Origin of the sequence: Solwaraspora sp. WMMA2059, from assembly GCF_027497315.1 — a bacterium.
GTDB lineage: Bacteria > Actinomycetota > Actinomycetes > Mycobacteriales > Micromonosporaceae > Micromonospora_E.
Map to the genome: position 1 here is coordinate 4,155,127 of NZ_CP114908.1, position 15,500 is coordinate 4,170,626.

At 72.3% G+C, this 15,500-nt stretch carries 14 protein-coding genes; all 14 read right to left on the reverse strand.

Going from position 1 to position 15,500, the window contains the following annotated elements; all coding sequences use genetic code 11:
* Positions 1 to 18: 18 nt before the first annotated feature.
* The 14 genes from O7553_RS18960 to O7553_RS19025 all read right to left on the reverse strand — a co-directional run bounded on the left by O7553_RS18960 (position 19) and on the right by O7553_RS19025 (position 15,304).
* Positions 19 to 1,377: an oligosaccharide flippase family protein gene (locus O7553_RS18960; RefSeq protein ID WP_281551046.1), complete on the reverse strand. Its 1,359-nt coding sequence runs from the start codon at positions 1,375 to 1,377 to the stop codon at positions 19 to 21.
* Positions 1,374 to 2,570, reverse strand: coding sequence for a glycosyltransferase (locus O7553_RS18965; RefSeq protein ID WP_281551047.1), 1,197 nt, complete (start codon positions 2,568 to 2,570; stop codon positions 1,374 to 1,376). The genes O7553_RS18960 and O7553_RS18965 overlap by 4 nt, the downstream gene beginning before the upstream one ends.
* On the reverse strand, positions 2,567 to 3,817 hold the full coding sequence (locus O7553_RS18970) for a glycosyltransferase (RefSeq protein ID WP_281551048.1): 1,251 nt from the start codon (positions 3,815 to 3,817) through the stop codon (positions 2,567 to 2,569). Before O7553_RS18970 ends, O7553_RS18965 begins: the two co-directional genes overlap by 4 nt.
* Before the next feature lie 47 nt (positions 3,818 to 3,864).
* Positions 3,865 to 4,872, reverse strand: a complete 1,008-nt coding sequence (locus tag O7553_RS18975) for a sulfotransferase (RefSeq protein ID WP_281551049.1) — start codon at positions 4,870 to 4,872, stop codon at positions 3,865 to 3,867.
* The gene (locus O7553_RS18980; RefSeq protein WP_281551050.1) at positions 4,869 to 5,702 is read right to left on the reverse strand and encodes an FkbM family methyltransferase; all 834 of its coding nucleotides are present in this window, start codon (positions 5,700 to 5,702) and stop codon (positions 4,869 to 4,871) included. The genes O7553_RS18975 and O7553_RS18980 overlap by 4 nt, the downstream gene beginning before the upstream one ends.
* Positions 5,693 to 6,691 carry an NAD-dependent epimerase/dehydratase family protein gene (locus tag O7553_RS18985; RefSeq protein ID WP_281551051.1) on the reverse strand — a complete coding sequence of 333 codons (999 nt, stop codon included), beginning with the start codon at positions 6,689 to 6,691 and terminating at the stop codon, positions 5,693 to 5,695. The genes O7553_RS18980 and O7553_RS18985 overlap by 10 nt, the downstream gene beginning before the upstream one ends.
* Positions 6,691 to 8,064, reverse strand: coding sequence for a nucleotide sugar dehydrogenase (locus O7553_RS18990; RefSeq protein ID WP_281551052.1), 1,374 nt, complete (start codon positions 8,062 to 8,064; stop codon positions 6,691 to 6,693). The genes O7553_RS18985 and O7553_RS18990 overlap by 1 nt, the downstream gene beginning before the upstream one ends.
* A gap of 47 nt (positions 8,065 to 8,111) precedes the next feature.
* Positions 8,112 to 8,840: a sugar phosphate nucleotidyltransferase gene (locus O7553_RS18995; RefSeq protein WP_281555668.1), complete on the reverse strand. Its 729-nt coding sequence runs from the start codon at positions 8,838 to 8,840 to the stop codon at positions 8,112 to 8,114.
* A 24-nt stretch (positions 8,841 to 8,864) separates the two neighbouring features.
* Positions 8,865 to 10,394, reverse strand: a complete 1,530-nt coding sequence (locus O7553_RS19000; RefSeq protein WP_281551053.1) for a hypothetical protein — start codon at positions 10,392 to 10,394, stop codon at positions 8,865 to 8,867.
* Positions 10,394 to 12,664 carry an acyltransferase family protein gene (locus tag O7553_RS19005; RefSeq protein ID WP_281551054.1) on the reverse strand — a complete coding sequence of 757 codons (2,271 nt, stop codon included), beginning with the start codon at positions 12,662 to 12,664 and terminating at the stop codon, positions 10,394 to 10,396. The genes O7553_RS19000 and O7553_RS19005 overlap by 1 nt, the downstream gene beginning before the upstream one ends.
* Positions 12,665 to 12,860: 196 nt before the next feature.
* Complete coding sequence (locus O7553_RS19010) at positions 12,861 to 13,703, reverse strand: maleylpyruvate isomerase family mycothiol-dependent enzyme (protein ID WP_281551055.1); 843 nt, start codon at positions 13,701 to 13,703, stop codon at positions 12,861 to 12,863.
* 76 nt (positions 13,704 to 13,779) lie between these two features.
* Positions 13,780 to 14,247, reverse strand: coding sequence for a hypothetical protein (locus O7553_RS19015; protein ID WP_281551056.1), 468 nt, complete (start codon positions 14,245 to 14,247; stop codon positions 13,780 to 13,782).
* Positions 14,244 to 14,963 carry a hypothetical protein gene (locus O7553_RS19020; protein WP_281551057.1) on the reverse strand — a complete coding sequence of 240 codons (720 nt, stop codon included), beginning with the start codon at positions 14,961 to 14,963 and terminating at the stop codon, positions 14,244 to 14,246. Before O7553_RS19020 ends, O7553_RS19015 begins: the two co-directional genes overlap by 4 nt.
* Positions 14,960 to 15,304, reverse strand: a complete 345-nt coding sequence (locus O7553_RS19025) for a hypothetical protein (RefSeq protein ID WP_281551058.1) — start codon at positions 15,302 to 15,304, stop codon at positions 14,960 to 14,962. Before O7553_RS19025 ends, O7553_RS19020 begins: the two co-directional genes overlap by 4 nt.
* Between the last annotated feature and the right edge of the window lie 196 nt (positions 15,305 to 15,500).

Genomic DNA, 15,500 nt, shown 5'->3' on the forward strand with positions numbered 1-15,500 from the left:
CCATCACTGATCGGTGGGTCACACCGGGCTGAGCGGGGCCGGTCGCGGCGGGGAGTCGCCGGCTCCCTCGGGGCGCGGGTCGGCGGAGTCCGCGTGGCTGGGTCCACCCAGTCCCCGCCGGCGGTCCGCACCTGGTCGGCGGCGGGCAGACCGGGGCGCGGCCCGGCGGGTCAGCAGCAGCCAGGACGACGCCGAGATGCCGGCGTACACCGCGACGCAGGCGACCGCTGCGCCCACCTCGCCCCAGAGTTGAACGGCCAGCAGGAACAGCACCATCGCCGCGGCGCTCCAGGCCAGGCCGAACGCACCGACCGCGCCCATCCGGCCGGCACCGAGCAGGGCCCGGCTCGCCACCGCGTACGGCACGAACGCGACCTCGGCGACCAGCAGCACCACCAGCAGTGGTCCGGCGGCGGCGAACCCGGGGCCGAGCAGCGGGATGACCACCAGCCAGCCCAGCAGCCCGGTCACCGCGCCCACGACGGTCACCACGCCGGCGGTCGCCGCGACCGTGCGGACTGGGCGCAGCGGTCCGGACGCGACGGCCGCGTCCCGGTTGACGAGCTGGCCGATCGCGTTCGGCACCATCCTCGGCACCTGGCCGAGGGTGGACGCCACCGAGTAGACACCGACCGCCGCCGCCCCGGTGAGCGCGCCGAGGACGTAGCGGTCCAGCCGCAGCGCCAGTGCCAGTCCGAGGGTGAGGCCGAGTGCGCGGCAGCCCCGGCCGAGCAGTCGGGACAGCTCGCGTCGGCTCGGCGCCTGGAAGCAGAGCAGCCCGGTGGCCCGCAGCGCGACGACCTGTGCGGTGGTTGCCGTCAGCATGCCGGCCCCCTGCCCGAGCAGCAGCGACCAGACGCTCGGTGCGACGGTGACCGCGACGAGCAGGCCGAGCCCGCCGCCGAGGGTGGTCGCCATCGCCCAGAGACTGCCGGCCCGGAACAGACCGGCCGCGTACCAGCCGTCGGGTAGCTGGGTGTGGGCGACGTACCCACCGGTCAGCACCGACAGGGCGAGCAGATAGCGGGGGTCGGCGAGCGCCAGGTCGATCAGCGGCGCGGACAGCGCCGAGACCGCGACGGCGAGTACGGCGGCGCTGACCGTGGCCGCCGCCGACCACCAGGTGTAGCTGGCGACCAGGTCGCGTCGCCGGGCACCGCCGCCCGCCGCCGGATACGCCGAACGCAGTTGCGGTCCGGTGCCGAGGCCGGCGAGCAGCGGGACGATGCCGGCGGTGGACACGCCCAGCACCATCAGGCCGCGACTATGTGGGCCGAGCACGCTGGCGGCCAGCAGCGCCGCCACCATGTTGCTGCTCATCTGTACGGCGCTGGAGCCGGCCAGTAGGGCCAGGGTGGACCGCCGGGCGCGGTTCACCGTGCCTCGGCCCGCCACAGCGACCGCCACTGTGCTGCGGCGTGCCGGGTCTGGAACGGTGACGCCGCGAAGCTCGCCCGGATCCGGTCGCGGTCGGCCGGTCCGGTCCGGGCGCTGCGCAGTACCGCCTCGGCCCACCGGTGCGGGCCGGCGCTGAGGTCGACGAGGGTGAGTCCGTCGACGTACCGGGACGCCTCGCGCAGGCAGGGCAGGTCGGTGGCGACGACGGGCAGCCCGGCGGCGAGCGCTTCGAGCACCACGCCGGGCAGCCCTTCCCAGTGGGAGGGCAGGACGAACACGTCGGCGGCGGCGAGCACCGGGGCGATCTCGTCCACTTCCCCGCCGAGGATGACCGTCGGGTCCTCCGGCACGTCCGGGTAGGCCGACACCACGTCGTCGACTCCGCACGGACCGACAATGAGCAGCCGGGTGCCCGGCGACGCCGGGCCGTCTGGGGCTTCGGTCCGGGCCTGGACCGCACGGTGCACGTCGACCAGGAACGGCCGGTTCTTCTCCGGCGCCGCCCGACCGATGTAGCCGATGACCATGGTGTCGGGTGGGATGCCCCATCGTCGGCGGGCCGCTGACCGGTCGCCGCCGTCGACCCGGGTCGTGTCAACGCTGTTGTAGAGGATCCGGCAGCCGGGCATGCCGACACGCCGGCCGGCGTACGCCATCGCCGCGTCGCTGACCGCGACGATGTCGGTGGCGACCACGTGCAGCAGGTGGCGCAGGACGGCGCGCAGCAGCCGGCGGGCGACGGTGTCGCGGCGGCCGTCCCCTTCGCTCCACATCCGGGCGATGCGCACTGGCACGCCCATCCCGGCGGCCACCGCCAGCACCACCGCGCTGAACAGGCTGATGTGCGACACGACGACGTCGGGCCGCCGCCAGCGCAGGCAGCGCCGCAGCCGCAGCGGGAAGGTGACGGCCGGACGCTGCGGAACCTGGACGACCGCTGCCCCGGCGGCCCGGAACTGCGGTGCGAGGCTGCCGTCCCGTCCGCCCATGGTGATGAACGTCTGGCGCACCTCGGTGGCCGGGACGGCCCGGCACATGTCGAGCGAGAGCGTCTCTGCGCCGCCACGGTCGAGGGTGCCGATGACGTGGACGACGTGCACGGGCCTGCCGGCCGGCGGGGGTGAGCCGCGCCCGGGTGTCTCGGCGGTGGAGGTGGCGGCTGGCTGAGTCACGCGTAGCTCCTGTGGCTGGCCCGGCTGGCCGCACCGGTGCGTCCGCCGGTGCGCTCGGCGGTCGCCTCGGCGACGGCCTGGTAGTAGGCAGTCCGCCGGGCAGTGAGCACGTCGGCCGAGAAGTCCCAGGCCCGGCGGAGGTTGCGGGCCGACGCGGCGGCCATCAGCTCCGGGCGGTCCAGTAGCGCCGCGACGGCGCCGGCCCACCGACCGGGGTCGTCCGGCGGGACCAGCAACCCGGGTGGCAGCAGCTCGGGGATGCCGCCGACGGGTGAACCGATCGCGGGCAGTGCCCGCGCCATCGCTTCGATCAGCGCGCGGGGAAGCCCTTCGGTGCGGGACGGCATGACGAACAGGTCGGCGGCGTCGAGTTGCCGGCGGACAGCTTCGCCGCCGGGCAACGCCCCGGTGAAGACGACCCGGTCGGCGACACCGTACCTGCGGGCGAGGTCGGCCAGCTCGGCGCGGTGCCGTCCGTCGCCGACGTGGACCAGCCGGACCGCCCGGCCGTCGGCGGTCAGGGTGGCGAGCGCGGCGATGAGGGTGTCGATGCCCTTGTACCGCTGTTCGAGCGAGCCGACGGAGATCAGGGTGGCGGGCTGCCGGTTCGGTGTGACGCTTCCGGTCCGTCCGATGGTGCGGGCGGTGTCGACGTACGCGGCCGGAGTGAGGTCGACATCGGACACCGCGACGCTCAGCGCACCCGCCGAGGTCGGGTACCTGTCCTGCAGGAAACGGTCGGTGACGTAGGCGGCGCCGACAGCCCGGCGGCACTGCCGGCGCAGCCGGTCGACGTAGAGCCGCCGTAGGACGGGCCGCAGCGGGTGGTCGACCACGCCGGGGGCGAACAGGTCGTACGGATCACCGACCACCTCCATCGCGTACGGCAGGCGACGGCGGTCCCGGGCGACGGCCAGCAGCGTGCCGATCGGCGACGGCGCCCGCAGGATCACCGCGTCCTGCGGGCCTGCGCAGTCGCGCACAGCTCGACCGATCGCCGCCCGGTGGGTGAGGTAGCGGTACGGCCCGAGGTAGTACGGCACCGGCCAGACCTCGACGCCGGGTCCGTCGACCCGTTTCGCCTCAGCGGCCGGCTCGGCCTCGTCGCGTATCCGGGCGACAACCCGGACCTCGTCGAACGCCGCCAGGTACCCGCTCCAGAACTGGTGGTCCTGCCCGGTCCGGGCCCAGATCGCGCCGTCCGGGGTACGGGCGAACCGCGCCTCGATGGTCACCACCACTCGCATCGTTCCTCCACGGGCACCCGTCGGAAACACCCTGTTCAGAGCGGTATCTACACTTTCATTCGGTGATCCGCCCCGGTCCCGACCACTGACGGCTCGGGCGGCAGTGGGCGGTGGTAGCCGTACCTGCGTAGCAGCGGCGCGCACAGTCCGGTGAGGGTCCGGCGGGCGGCAACCGGCAGTCCGGTGCGCCAGGCGTCGTCGACGCGCAACGCCAGACGGCCGGTGGTGAACCGCATCCGGTTGCCGGAGACGCTGTGCAGTTCGCCCAGCTCCACCTCCCCGCCGGACAGGTAGGACAGATCCAGCCCGGTCTGCGGCAGACCGGCGAGTCGGCTCAGCGTCGCAGCCGCGCCCGGCGGATCGGCGAGGAACTCCTCGTACCGCATCCGGTGCACCAGCCGCCCGGCGACCGCGCCGTGCCGCCGCCGGCCCAGCCGGCCCAGCAGGTCGTACGCGGCGTTGTGTCCACTCCAGGTCAGGGCGCACCGGGCCGCCGGGAACCGCGGCACCCCGACGTCGGTGCCGGACTCCGGATCGTGCACCCGTCGCATCCAGGAGTACGCGACCCCCCTCGGGTCCCGCACCAGGTGCAGGATCCGCAGATCGGCCGGACCGGCCCAGCGCAGGCCGTACGCCAACGCGGTGTCCTTGGACGAGTCGACGACGACCCGGGCCCCGGTGACCGCCGCAGCGGCGGCGTAGATGCGCGCGTGGTAGTCGACGTACTCGATCACCCGGGCCCGACGCCGCTCGCCGAGCCACGGGGCGGCGAGCAGCCCGACGTGCCAGGTCCGGCCGACGACGGTCCGCAGCCAAGTGATCCGGTCAAGGTCGACGTTGTCCCAGCCGCCGTAGGCGTACTCGCCGATCTTGCTCCACAGCGGGCAGTCCCGGAACGCCGCACCGCACCCGCACAGCCGGTTGTCCCGTACCCCGTTGTCCCAGACCTGCGCGACCTCGCCCAGCCCGCACACCCCGGGCAGCTCGTTGAGCACCCGCTCGACGAGGGTACTGCCACTGCGGCCGATCCCGCCGATGTAGCACAACCGCATCATTGCCTGCCCCGGGAGGCGTACACGTAGTACGGGATCCAAGGCCGGGGGTCGGCCGGTCGGGTGGTGATCGTGTACCCGGCGTCGCGCAGCAGCGCCTTGACCGGCGCGAAGGTGCGCATCCATGCGTCGGCCGGGCCCTCGGCCTTGAAGTCGTGGCAGGAGACTACGAGGTTGCCGACCACGTCGAGCACGTCGCGGGCCCCCTCCAGCACGCCCAGCTCGGCACCTTCGATGTTCATCTTGAGCAGGTCGACCCGGTCGACGCCGCAGGTCCGCAGGATCTCGTCCAGCCGGCGGCCGGTGACTTCGATCCCGCCGGTGCTCTCCTGGGTGATCCCGTTGCGGATGTGGCTGGCGGCGTCCTCGCCGATGCGCACCGGGCCGGCCTCACCGACCACCGCGCACTCCAGCAGCGTCACGTTAGTCAGCCGGTTCAGCTCGACGGTCCGGCGCAGGCAGCGGAAGGTACGCGGGTGCGCCTCGATGCTGAGCACCCGGCCCCGCTGGTCGACCACCCGGGAGAACAGCCGGACCTCGGTGCCGACACCGGCGCCGAGGTCGACGACGGTGTCACCGGGGCGCGGGTGGTAGCCGTACAGGAAGGTGTCCCGGACGACCACGTCCTCCCGCTCGGCGGACAGCCCGCCCAGCTCGGTGTTGACCACGGTCCCGCCCTGGTACCGGTGGATCCAGGTGTCCTCCTCGTACCGTACGACGCAGCGCGAGCGGGACCGCAGCGTCAGCGCGATACCGCCGAGGCCGGCGATGATCCGGGGGTCGACGCGGTCGTCGACCAGGTCGAGGATCCGGCGACGCAGACTCACCGCCATGCCGGCACCTGTCCTTCAGAGACGGTCGGTCGGTCGTGGTCGCGGTACCAGGCGAAGGTCCGGCCGACGCCCTCTTCCAGGGCCACCGCCGGCTGATAGCCGGTGAGCCGGCGCAGCAGACCCAGGTCCGGGCAGCGTCGGTGCACCGAGCCGGCGGGGGCCGGTTCGGGTCGCAGGCTCGCGCGACTGCCGGCGGTACGCAGCACCAGCTTCGCCAGGTCGGCGATGTTGGTCTGCTCCGTGTCGTCGCCGATGTGCACGATCCGGCCGGCGGCGTCGTGGGTGGCCATCAGCCGGACCACCGCCTCGACGGCGTCATCGACGTAGCAGAAGGCGCGGTACTGGTCGGCGCCCGGCACCCGGAACGGGTCCTCGCCACGGAGCGCCCGCAGCGACATCTCCGGTACCACGTGGTCGGTGCCCATCCGGGGCCCGTACACGTTGTGGAACCGGCCGACCACGGCGTGCGCCCCGACGGCGCGGGAGCCGTGCAACACGGCCGCTTCGCCCAGCAGCTTGCTGGTGGCGTACGCGAAGCGGGGTGCCGTCACGTCGGCCACCATCGCCGGGACGTCCTCACCGGTCGGTACGGCGGCCACCCCGGCGTCGACCGCACCGGCGTACACCTCACTGGTGGAGCTGAAGAAGACCCGGTCGGCGGCGGCGATCCAGTCCATCAGGTGCAGCGCGACGAGCGTGTTGATCCGGACCACCCGGGCCGGGTCGGCCTCGACATTGCGCACCCCGACCACGGCGGCCAGCAGGTAGATCTGGTCCCAGTGGCGGGGCAGCGCCGCCCAGGTCGCGGCCCGGGTGAGGTCACCGGCGACCACCTCGACCGCCGGGTCGGCGCCGACCCGGGCGAGTGCGGTGTCGTCGCGGCCCCGGGAGAAGTCGTCGACCACGGTGACCGTGTGACCGTCGGCGACCAGCCGGCGCACCAGGTGCAGACCGATGAACCCGGCACCGCCGAGCACCAGCGCCCGCATCACACCGGCTCCCTGGTCGGCCGGTAGCCCAGGCTCTCGTAGTGCACCCCGGCCGCCCGCACCGCGTCCTCGTCGAGGATCCGCCACGAGTCATAGACGAACCGGACCGCGGTGCCGGGCAGCAACGTCCCTACCGGCAGCCCCCGGTAGTCGGGGTGGTCGTTGAGCACCAGAACCGCGTCAGCCTCACTGAACGCCTTGTCGAGGCTGACCGGCTCGCCGCCGTGCGCCCGGATCACCTCGTCGGCCACCAGCGGATCGTGGCCGAGCACCCGCAGCCCGGCCCGGTCGTACGTCGGCAGCATCGTCATGATCGCCGCGCCGCGCATGTCGTCGGTGGGCGGCCAGCCCTTGTACGCCCAACCGAGGACGGCGAGGGTCGCTCCGGCGGTCGCGCCGCGCAGTTGCCGCAGTCGCCCGACGACGGTCTCCGCGACCTGCACCGGCAGTTGCTCGTTGCGCTGCCGGGCTGCGGCGACGAGCAGCGAAGTGTGTCCAGGCGCGCTGGCGCCGAACAGGTACGGGTCCTTGGACAGGCAGCTCCCACCGACGAAGCCGGGTCTGGCCAGGTCGGGTCGGGGGTAGTCGTGGTTGGCGGCCCGGACGACCTCCAACGGATCCACCCCGTGCGCCCCGGCGAGCAGGGCGACCTCGTTGCCGTACGCGTAGATCAGGTCGGTGTGGCAGTTGTTGGCCAGCTTCACCAGCTCGGCCGTCTCCAGGCTGGAGACCGGGACGACCTGCCGGGCGAGCCGGCCGAACAGCGCCACCCCGGCGCGTCGGCTGTCGTCGTCGAGACCACCGACCACCTGAGGAAGTTCGGTCAGCTCGCGCAGCGCCTGCCCCTGGATGGTCCGTTCCGGTGCCATCACCAGCCGGGCCCGGCCCCAGGCGGCGGTCAACGCCGGCAGGACGACCCGCCGGCTGGTGCCGACCGGCACGGTGCTGCGCACCACGACCAGGGTCTGCGGTCCGCAGCGCCGGGCGATCTCGGTCGCGGCGGCCGCGACGTTGGTCAGGTCCGGCTGCCGGGTGCGGTCACGGACCGGGGTCGAGGTGCGGTCACGGACCGGCGTCGAGGTGCCGTGTCGGACCGGCATCGAGGTGCCGTCACGGACCGGCGTCGACACGCAGATGACAGCGGCGTCGAGGTCCGGCGGAAGCGTCGGGTGGACGAACAGGTTGCGGCCGAGGGTGTCCCGCAGCGCCTCGGCCAGACCCGGCTCGTACAGGTGGACCCGGCCGGCCGACAGCTCCTCCCGGACGCGCGGCTCGCTGTCGACGCCGTGCACCTCGAATCCGTTGCGGGCCAGACCGGCCGCCAGGGTCAGCCCGACGTAGCCCATGCCCACGATGCCGATCCGATTCGCCATTGTCGCTCCTTGTCCGAGATCGAGATCTGTCCGGGCCGGGCGCGCGCTCATGCGGACTCCCTCAGCGCGGCCGGCAGCAGGATCGGTTTCAACGTCTCGAAGCTGCGGTTCGCCTCGTCGTAGTCCTCGGGTCGACCGATGTCGAGCCAGTAGCCGTCGAAGTCGTAGGCGGCGGGCGGGTTGCCCTGGTTGATCAGGTCGAGCATCAGCTGGTCGAAGCCGAACGTGATGCCGCTCGGGTACGCCGCGATCGTCTGCCGGGTGAGCCCGTACACGCCCATGCTGACCCGGTAGTCCAGGGTGGGTTTCTCGTTGAACTCGACGACCTTGTCCCCTTCGACGGCCAGGACACCGAAGTCGACCTGGACCTTGCGCCGGAAGGTCGCCACGGTCACCGGGGCACCCGAGTCGGTGTGGACGCGCAGCAGGTCGGCGTAGTTGAGGTTGGTGAGAATGTCGCCGTTCATCACCAGGAAGCGCTCCGGCAGCCGGTCGCGCATCGTGAACAGTGGCCCGACGGTGGACAGCGGGGTCCGCTCCTGGGCGTAGTCGACGGACAGGCCGTGCCGTGAGCCGTCGCCGACGAATGCCCGAATCAGCGAGCCGTGGTGGTTGATCGCGATGGTCACGGTCCGGAAACCGCAGGCGGCCAACTGGTGCAGGACCACGTCGAGGATCGCGTAGTGCTCGCCGATCGGCACGAGCGGCTTGGGCAGTGCGGTGGTGTACGGCCGCAGCCGCACCCCTCTGCCGCCCGCCATGATCACGACATGCATGTCGTCCACCCGATGCCCCTTCGGCTATTTGCGCTGGTTTGAGGCTAGCAGCGCTTTAGGCACTGATTGTCGGTATTGACGATGACCGACGGCCGTCCGTGGACTGCGCGCGACCGCGCAGAGCACCACGAGCGCCAGCGGCAGCGCCTCGCCGAGGTAGAACGCCAGGATGTTGTCCAGATCGGCGGTGACCAGGATGACCGTGATGGCGCACAGCGGCAGGCAGAGCAGCTTCGCCGCGAGGGCGTCGGACTGCCGCGCCCGCGCGTAGTACCTGGTGGCGAACCGGAGGAACAGCCCGAGGAACACGAACGACAGCAGGCCGCCGACCGGTCCGAAGTTGAGGATCGCCTCGCCGGTGATGCCGAAGACCCGTTGGGAGCTCACGCCGGAGGCGTACACGCCCGGCCCGTACAGCACGTCGGTGCCGACCGCCGACTTGCTCCGCACCCGCTCGGCGCCCACGCTGCCCGGCACCAGCAGCAGCGGCGCGGCGACGTAGGTACTCCCGTAGCTCCAATCCGCGACCCCGACGCGCTGCCGGTTGAGCAACAGCGCCTGGATGTCCGCCCGACCCAGATCGGCCAGTAGCACCGTCGGCAGGTCACGGCCGGTCTCAGCAGAGACCTCCTCGACGGTACGGGTGCCCTTGGCGATGTCGACGACCTCCACCCCGGCACCCTTGTAGAGCCCGTACGCGTACACGAACATGACCACGGCCACCGCCGAGGCGACGAAAGTCCTGCGGGTGATCGGCCGCACCAGCAGGTGCACCAGGACCAGGCCGAGCACCAGCGGCCACAGCACCGCCGACCGGCTGCCCCGCAGGCCGCCCACCAGGAACTGGACCGCGACCAGACCGACCAGCAGCAGCACCACCAGGTCGACGCGGCGGCGCAGCAGTTGCCGCCAGCGCACCAGGACCAGGCAGAACAGCAGCAGCGGGAAGGACTCACTGATCAGCAGCAACCAACCCAGCCCGGCGAACGCCGTACGGTCCTGGGTCATCGCCGTGAAGAAGCCGCCCGGCCCGCCGAGCAGCAGAACCTCGACACCGAACGCCAGGACACCGACGACGACGGCCATCAGCGCGACCGACTGGTAGCGCCCCGGGTCGAGCCGGGACGGCACGGCCCGCAGTGGACCGCGACCGGGCAGCGACAGGACCACCCGGTAGACGACCAGCCCGACCATGTTCAGCAGCGCCATCGCACCCAACGCCGATCGCCACCCCGCCGCCGACGGGTGCAGCAGCGGCGGCCAGTAGTCCAGCAGCACGTGCAGCACCGGCGCGAGGTAGTAGAAGTGGACGCCGAACAGGCCGAGGATCGCCTGCGGGTCGAACACGTCGCGCCGCCGCCGCAACCATTCGAAGGCGTCGACGCCGATCAGTACGCCGCAGACCGTGACCGGGATCAGGAACCAGTGCCGCAGCCGCGGATCCACGCAGGCCAGCAGCGCGCTGGTGGACGGGATCAGGGTAGCGGCCAGCACCCAGCTCGTCGCCGGCGTACCCGCGTCGTCGCCCGGATCAGGGCCGGTCAGGGTGTCCACTAGGCACCCAGCAGGCCGATCCGCTCGTCCAGCGCCCGCCACAGCAACCGTGAGTAGGTAGCCGAGATGTGATTGCCGTCGCGCAACGTGACCACGTTGCCGACCAGCGCCGGGCAGACCGTCGACGTGCAGAACCACGGGATCGGGTCGACGACCAGTGCGCCCTGGTCTCGTGCGGCGTCGGCGATCATTTGCCGTCGACGGGGCTCCAGCACCACGTCGGACACCGCACCGTGACAGGTCCGCGCGTCGGCCAGGTGCAGCGCCAGGCAGTCGACCACGGTCGCCGGCAGCCACGGTACGTCACCGATCAGCACCACCTCGCTGCCGGTGGACCTGATCGTGTCGACGGTCCGGGCCCAGCCGTCGGTCCAGACCCGGTCGCGGTCGGTGAACACGCCGACCGGGTCGCCGAAGGTGTAGTTGGTCGAGGAGGTGACCACCATCGCGGGTCGCAGCTCGCCGATCCGTCGCAGGGCCTGCTCCCGCCACTGGACACACTCGTCGTACGGCCGGTTGACCGAGTCCAGGTGGAACCGCACCGACGCGGCGCTGCAGAAACCCTTGACCATGACGACCAGTCGCCAACCGCGCTCGTCGGCCAGCCGGCGCAGCGCCGGGAACCAGCTGCCGGCGTGCGAGTCGCCGAGCAGCACCACGGTCTGCGCCGCGGCCGGGTCGCCGTACCCGCACGGGTGGTCGGTGCCGGTGTCGGTGATCCGCAGCACCACGCAGCCGTCGTGGAAAACGGCCGGGATGTCGGTGGTCACCTCGGGCAGCGGCGGGGTCAGGTTGGCCGGTACCGGACCGGCCTCGGCGCTGGCGGCGACCAACCGGGTCAGGTCACGCTCGACGTCGGCCGAGGCGGCCAGCGTGGCGGCGGTGTCGACCGGCCGGCCCGGCCCCACCAGCGTCGGCTTCGTCGCCAGCGCCGGCACCGCCACCGCGACGACGGCGGCCGACGCCACTGCTGCCAGGCCGACCGTGCGCCACGGCCGGGCCGCCCGTCGACCCCGCCGCAACGGGGCCTCGACGAGCAGGTACGTGCCGGCGGCGGCGGCCAGCGCCCCGCCGACCAGGCCCAGGTTCTGCCAGATCGTGCCGTGCCCGCCGAGCAGTGCGGCGCCGATCACCAGGAACGGCCAGTGCCACAGGTACCACGAGTACGACAGCCGGCCGAGCCACTGCAGTGGGCGCAGGGCGAGCAGCCCGCCGACCCCACCGCTGTGCGGCGCGCAGCCGGCGGCGATCACCAGCGCCGCACCGGCGACCGGCAGCAGCGCCGGGTAACCCGGGAACGGGGTGGTGCTGTCGAACAGCAGGGCGGCGGCCAGGACAGCGGCCAACCCGGTCCAGGCCAGGCCGGCGGCGATCCGGGCCGGCAGCCGCGACGCGGCGCCGGCCCCGAGGGCGATCAGCACGCCGGCGAGCAACTGCCAGGCCCGCGCCGGGGAGCCGAAGTACGCGTACCCGGGCGACGTAGCGGTCTGCCAGACGCAGAGCGCGAAGGAGAGCGCGGCGACGCTGGCCACGACGACCAGCACCGGCCGCAGGTCACCCGGACGCCGCCAGGGCCGGGCCGACCGGGACTTGGCCGGCTGCGACCGGGCCGACGCTGACCGGGCCTGCCGCCAGCGCAGCAGACGGGGCCAGCCGAGCAGCACGAGCAGCAGCAGCGGCCAGCACAGGTAGAACTGTTCCTCGACCGCCAACGACCAGTAGTGCTCCAGCGGCGATTCCCGACGCATCGTGTCCAGATAGTCCACGCTGTTGCGGGCCAGCAGGAAGTTCACGCAGTACGCGGCGCTCGCGATCGCCTGGGTGGCGATCCACTGCAGTTGCAGCGGCAGCCACCACCAGGCGGCGAGCAGGGTGGTGATCAGCACCAGGACGGCGGCGGGCAGCAGCCGCCGGGCGCGCCGGGCGTAGAAGCCGAGGATGGAGATGGTGCCGTCGGTGGCGTACTCGCGCAGCAGCACCGAGGTGACCACGAAGCCGGAGATGACGTAGAAGACGTCAACGCCGACGTAGCCGCCACCGAACAGTGGGACGCCCGCGTGGTAGAGCACGACGAGCAGTACGGCGATCCCGCGCAGCCCTTCGATGTCGCGCCGGAACGTACCGTGCCCACGGCCACCGAGCGCGACCGGGCGGGCCGGAGCCTGAGCCGGCCCCGGCGGCTTTTCCCGGTTCCGAGCGGTGGTTACCGTGCCGGACGCGCCGGACACACCCGCCGGCACGTCCGTCGTGGCCAGCTCGGAACTGGTCATCGCTACGCACCCACTCTCCGAACCCCGACGGGTACGGACAGTTCTATCAGTGCTTTTCACCGCGAGAGCGACGTTTGCCGGATTACCTCACCAAGAGTGCAAAACCGCCCAATAAGTGAAAGAGGTACGCTGAGGAGTCCATAGCCCTGCAGCCGGATCGTCACCCGACCGATGCCGTGCTACGTCAAACCATGGCCTACTCGGCCGGGGTCGTGAAAAAGGTGGCGAGGACAGTCAGTGCGGTACGCGACCCGTCGGGCACGCCGTCGAGCACCGTGGCCGAGCCGCGGCCGGCCAGCGCGTCGGTTACCTCGGCGGCCGGCGGAGCGGCCGACTCCACCCGAGTCGCGGCAGGCGCCGCGGTCAGCGTCACCGTTTCGTCGGCGACCACTTCGAAGACGCCGCCGCCGTCGCCACCGAGTTCAAGACGCTGATGTGCCCGGGCACCGAACTTCTGCGCCACCGCCGCCGCGATGAGCAGCCCGTACGCGGTCGCGTAGCTGGTCGCCTCGGCGTCGGTCGGGCGGTCGACGCCGAGCGGCAGGAAGATGTCGCGTTCGTGCAGCCACGAGTCCCACAGCACGTGCAGCGCCTGCACCGTCCAGTCCATCGGCCCGTACGGCAGGACGACGTCGAACCGGTCGTCGCGGGCCAGCCGGTCCCGGGCCACGGCGAGCGACTTCTCCGTCGTCGCGACGAGCCGGTCGAGGGTGTCGGCCGGCGACTCGCCGGTCGATGCCGCCAGCCAATGGCGGGGAGTGGTCCGGGGGTCGAACCCGGCTGTCACGTCGAACATCCGGTCGCCCGGATCGGGAGCAATCGCAACAGTGACGTCGCCCAGGTGCCGGACGGTGTCCTGCACCGACCAGCCGGGACAGCGGGTCGGCGCGGACCACTGCTCAGGGCTCAGACTCCGCAGGTCGTCGCAGAGCTGCCGCCGTTGGGCGGCGAAGACGTCGAGCAGCCGCGCGGGATCCAGAACGGACTGATCGGCGGTCCTCAGCAGCAGCGTGTGTGGCGGGCTGTTCCCGGTCATCATCGAGTCCCCTCCGGTCGCCAAAGGCACCAGCGTAATCCGGAGTTGTCCAACAGGGATCGGCGTTCGAGGTGGATGCCTAGCCGACAGGAGAGGCGGGGGTGACCATGGCGTCAACCTCGCGCAGCAGCGCGGCGTAGCCGGCCGGGCTGGGCTGCTCGTCGCTGACCAGGGCGACGGTCAGCAGCGTCTGCACGGTGATGTTCTCGGCGGTGGCCGGCAGTGTCTCGTGCCCGCCGAGCGCGGCCAGTAGCAGGTTCTCCGCGATGACCGGGTCGACCAGGGTGCGGTCGGGGTCGAACCGTTCCCGGACGCTGGCCACGAACCGGATCACCGCACCGTGGTCGTCGCGGCGGAACCGCCGGTCGGCGCAGAGCACGAACAACGCGCTGAGCAGGTCAAGATAGTGTTGGCGGTCGGCTTCGGTGAACCGCTCCGTCCGGCGATCGTGGGCGTGCACCTGCCCGGCCATCAGATAGCTGAGCGCCGCCACCGGCTGGTTGGTCGGGGCCGACTGACTGGTCGGGGCAGATCGACTGGTCGTCATGGTCGCAACTCCCGCTTCATGTTGTTCCACAATGTCCGACGGAACACCTGCCAGCGGGTCCGGAACCGCAGGTGCCGGCGGTTGGCGGCGACCACCGTCGACGCCATCCGGGTGCCGATGGCGACGGCGTCACCGTTGGGGCTGGCGATCGGCTGCGCCGCGGCCAGCCGGGCGGTCCGCGCGGCCGGCGGATCGACGCCGGCGTCGAGGGCGTCAATGTAGCGGTCCACCGCGCCGGTGCCGACGCTCAGACTGATCTCGACGTCACGCAGCCGGCTCAGCGCGACGGCCAGCCGATCGGCGGTGGCCTGGGCGTGCGGGTGTTCGCTGCGGTGCAGCCGGTCCGTGGCGTACGCCAGCCGGTGCCGCAGGTCGGGCAGCTGGGCGGCGGCGTGCGCGGCGTGCTGGCGGGCGGTCTGCAGGCCGTACAGAATGGATGCGACCGCGACCGGTCGGCCACCCGGCAGCTGCGGGCGTCCGGCGCTGACGGCGTCGAGAACATCACCGTACGCGTCCCACGCCTCGTGCAGCGCACTCTGATAACGGTCGGTGGGCAGCCCGGCGTCCGGGTGCCGTACGCCGGCCAGTTGCTCGTCGGCGTGGGTGACGGCGGTCTCCATCGCCAGGGCGACGGTCCGCAGCACGTCGATCATGTCGGCGGCCACCTGCAACGCCTGCCCGTCGGCCGCGCTGACTTCAGCTTGCATGTCGGTCATGCCGACCTCCGCCACCAGGTGAACCGCGCCCGGTCGGCGTCGGTGGTCCGGGCCGGGTCGAGCAGGGTCTGGTCGAGCAGGGTCGCACCGGGCCGGCGGAACGGCAGTCGGTGGTAGCGGGCCAGGGTCGCTTCGGCGGCGGCCAGGTCGGCGCAGGGGCCGGGCCGTCCGCAGCCCAGACAACACCCGTTGTACGCCGATGTGGTGTGCGTGTCGACGGCCCGTTGCGCCGCGACGACCCGGTCGCGGGCGTACGCCGTGTAGTAGTTCGCTGGCCTCTGGTTGACGGTGGCGGTCGGGGTCGGGGTCGGGATCGGGGCGGGTCGGGGGTCGGATGTCACCGGTCGGTGCCTCCGTTCAGGTGTGGAGAGGGCGCACCTGGTCAGCCGGCGGGGCGGCCGGCTGACCAGGCTCCTTGCGGGAAACCAGCTCCGGGTTTGCAGACCTGGGAACCGGTCAGACAGAGCTTTACACGTCATGCAGAGTAAAGCAACCCCACAAGTCGTGTCTTGTCGTGCATAGCTGGGCTGTGATCAA

What these genes read in the sequence shown, in the direction of transcription:
- O7553_RS18970 (WP_281551048.1), bottom strand. Translation starts at nt 3,817, where the DNA reads ATGCGAGTGGTGGTGACCATCGAGGCGCGGTTCGCCCGTACCCCGGAC.
- O7553_RS18975 (WP_281551049.1), bottom strand. Translation starts at nt 4,872, where the DNA reads ATGATGCGGTTGTGCTACATCGGCGGGATCGGCCGCAGTGGCAGTACC.
- O7553_RS18980 (WP_281551050.1), bottom strand. Translation starts at nt 5,702, where the DNA reads ATGGCGGTGAGTCTGCGTCGCCGGATCCTCGACCTGGTCGACGACCGC.
- O7553_RS18985 (WP_281551051.1), bottom strand. Translation starts at nt 6,691, where the DNA reads ATGCGGGCGCTGGTGCTCGGCGGTGCCGGGTTCATCGGTCTGCACCTG.
- O7553_RS18990 (WP_281551052.1), bottom strand. Translation starts at nt 8,064, where the DNA reads ATGGCGAATCGGATCGGCATCGTGGGCATGGGCTACGTCGGGCTGACC.
- O7553_RS18995 (WP_281555668.1), bottom strand. Translation starts at nt 8,840, where the DNA reads ATGCATGTCGTGATCATGGCGGGCGGCAGAGGGGTGCGGCTGCGGCCG.
- O7553_RS19005 (WP_281551054.1), bottom strand. Translation starts at nt 12,664, where the DNA reads ATGACCAGTTCCGAGCTGGCCACGACGGACGTGCCGGCGGGTGTGTCC.
- O7553_RS19010 (WP_281551055.1), bottom strand. Translation starts at nt 13,703, where the DNA reads ATGATGACCGGGAACAGCCCGCCACACACGCTGCTGCTGAGGACCGCC.
- O7553_RS19015 (WP_281551056.1), bottom strand. Translation starts at nt 14,247, where the DNA reads ATGACGACCAGTCGATCTGCCCCGACCAGTCAGTCGGCCCCGACCAAC.
- O7553_RS19020 (WP_281551057.1), bottom strand. Translation starts at nt 14,963, where the DNA reads ATGACCGACATGCAAGCTGAAGTCAGCGCGGCCGACGGGCAGGCGTTG.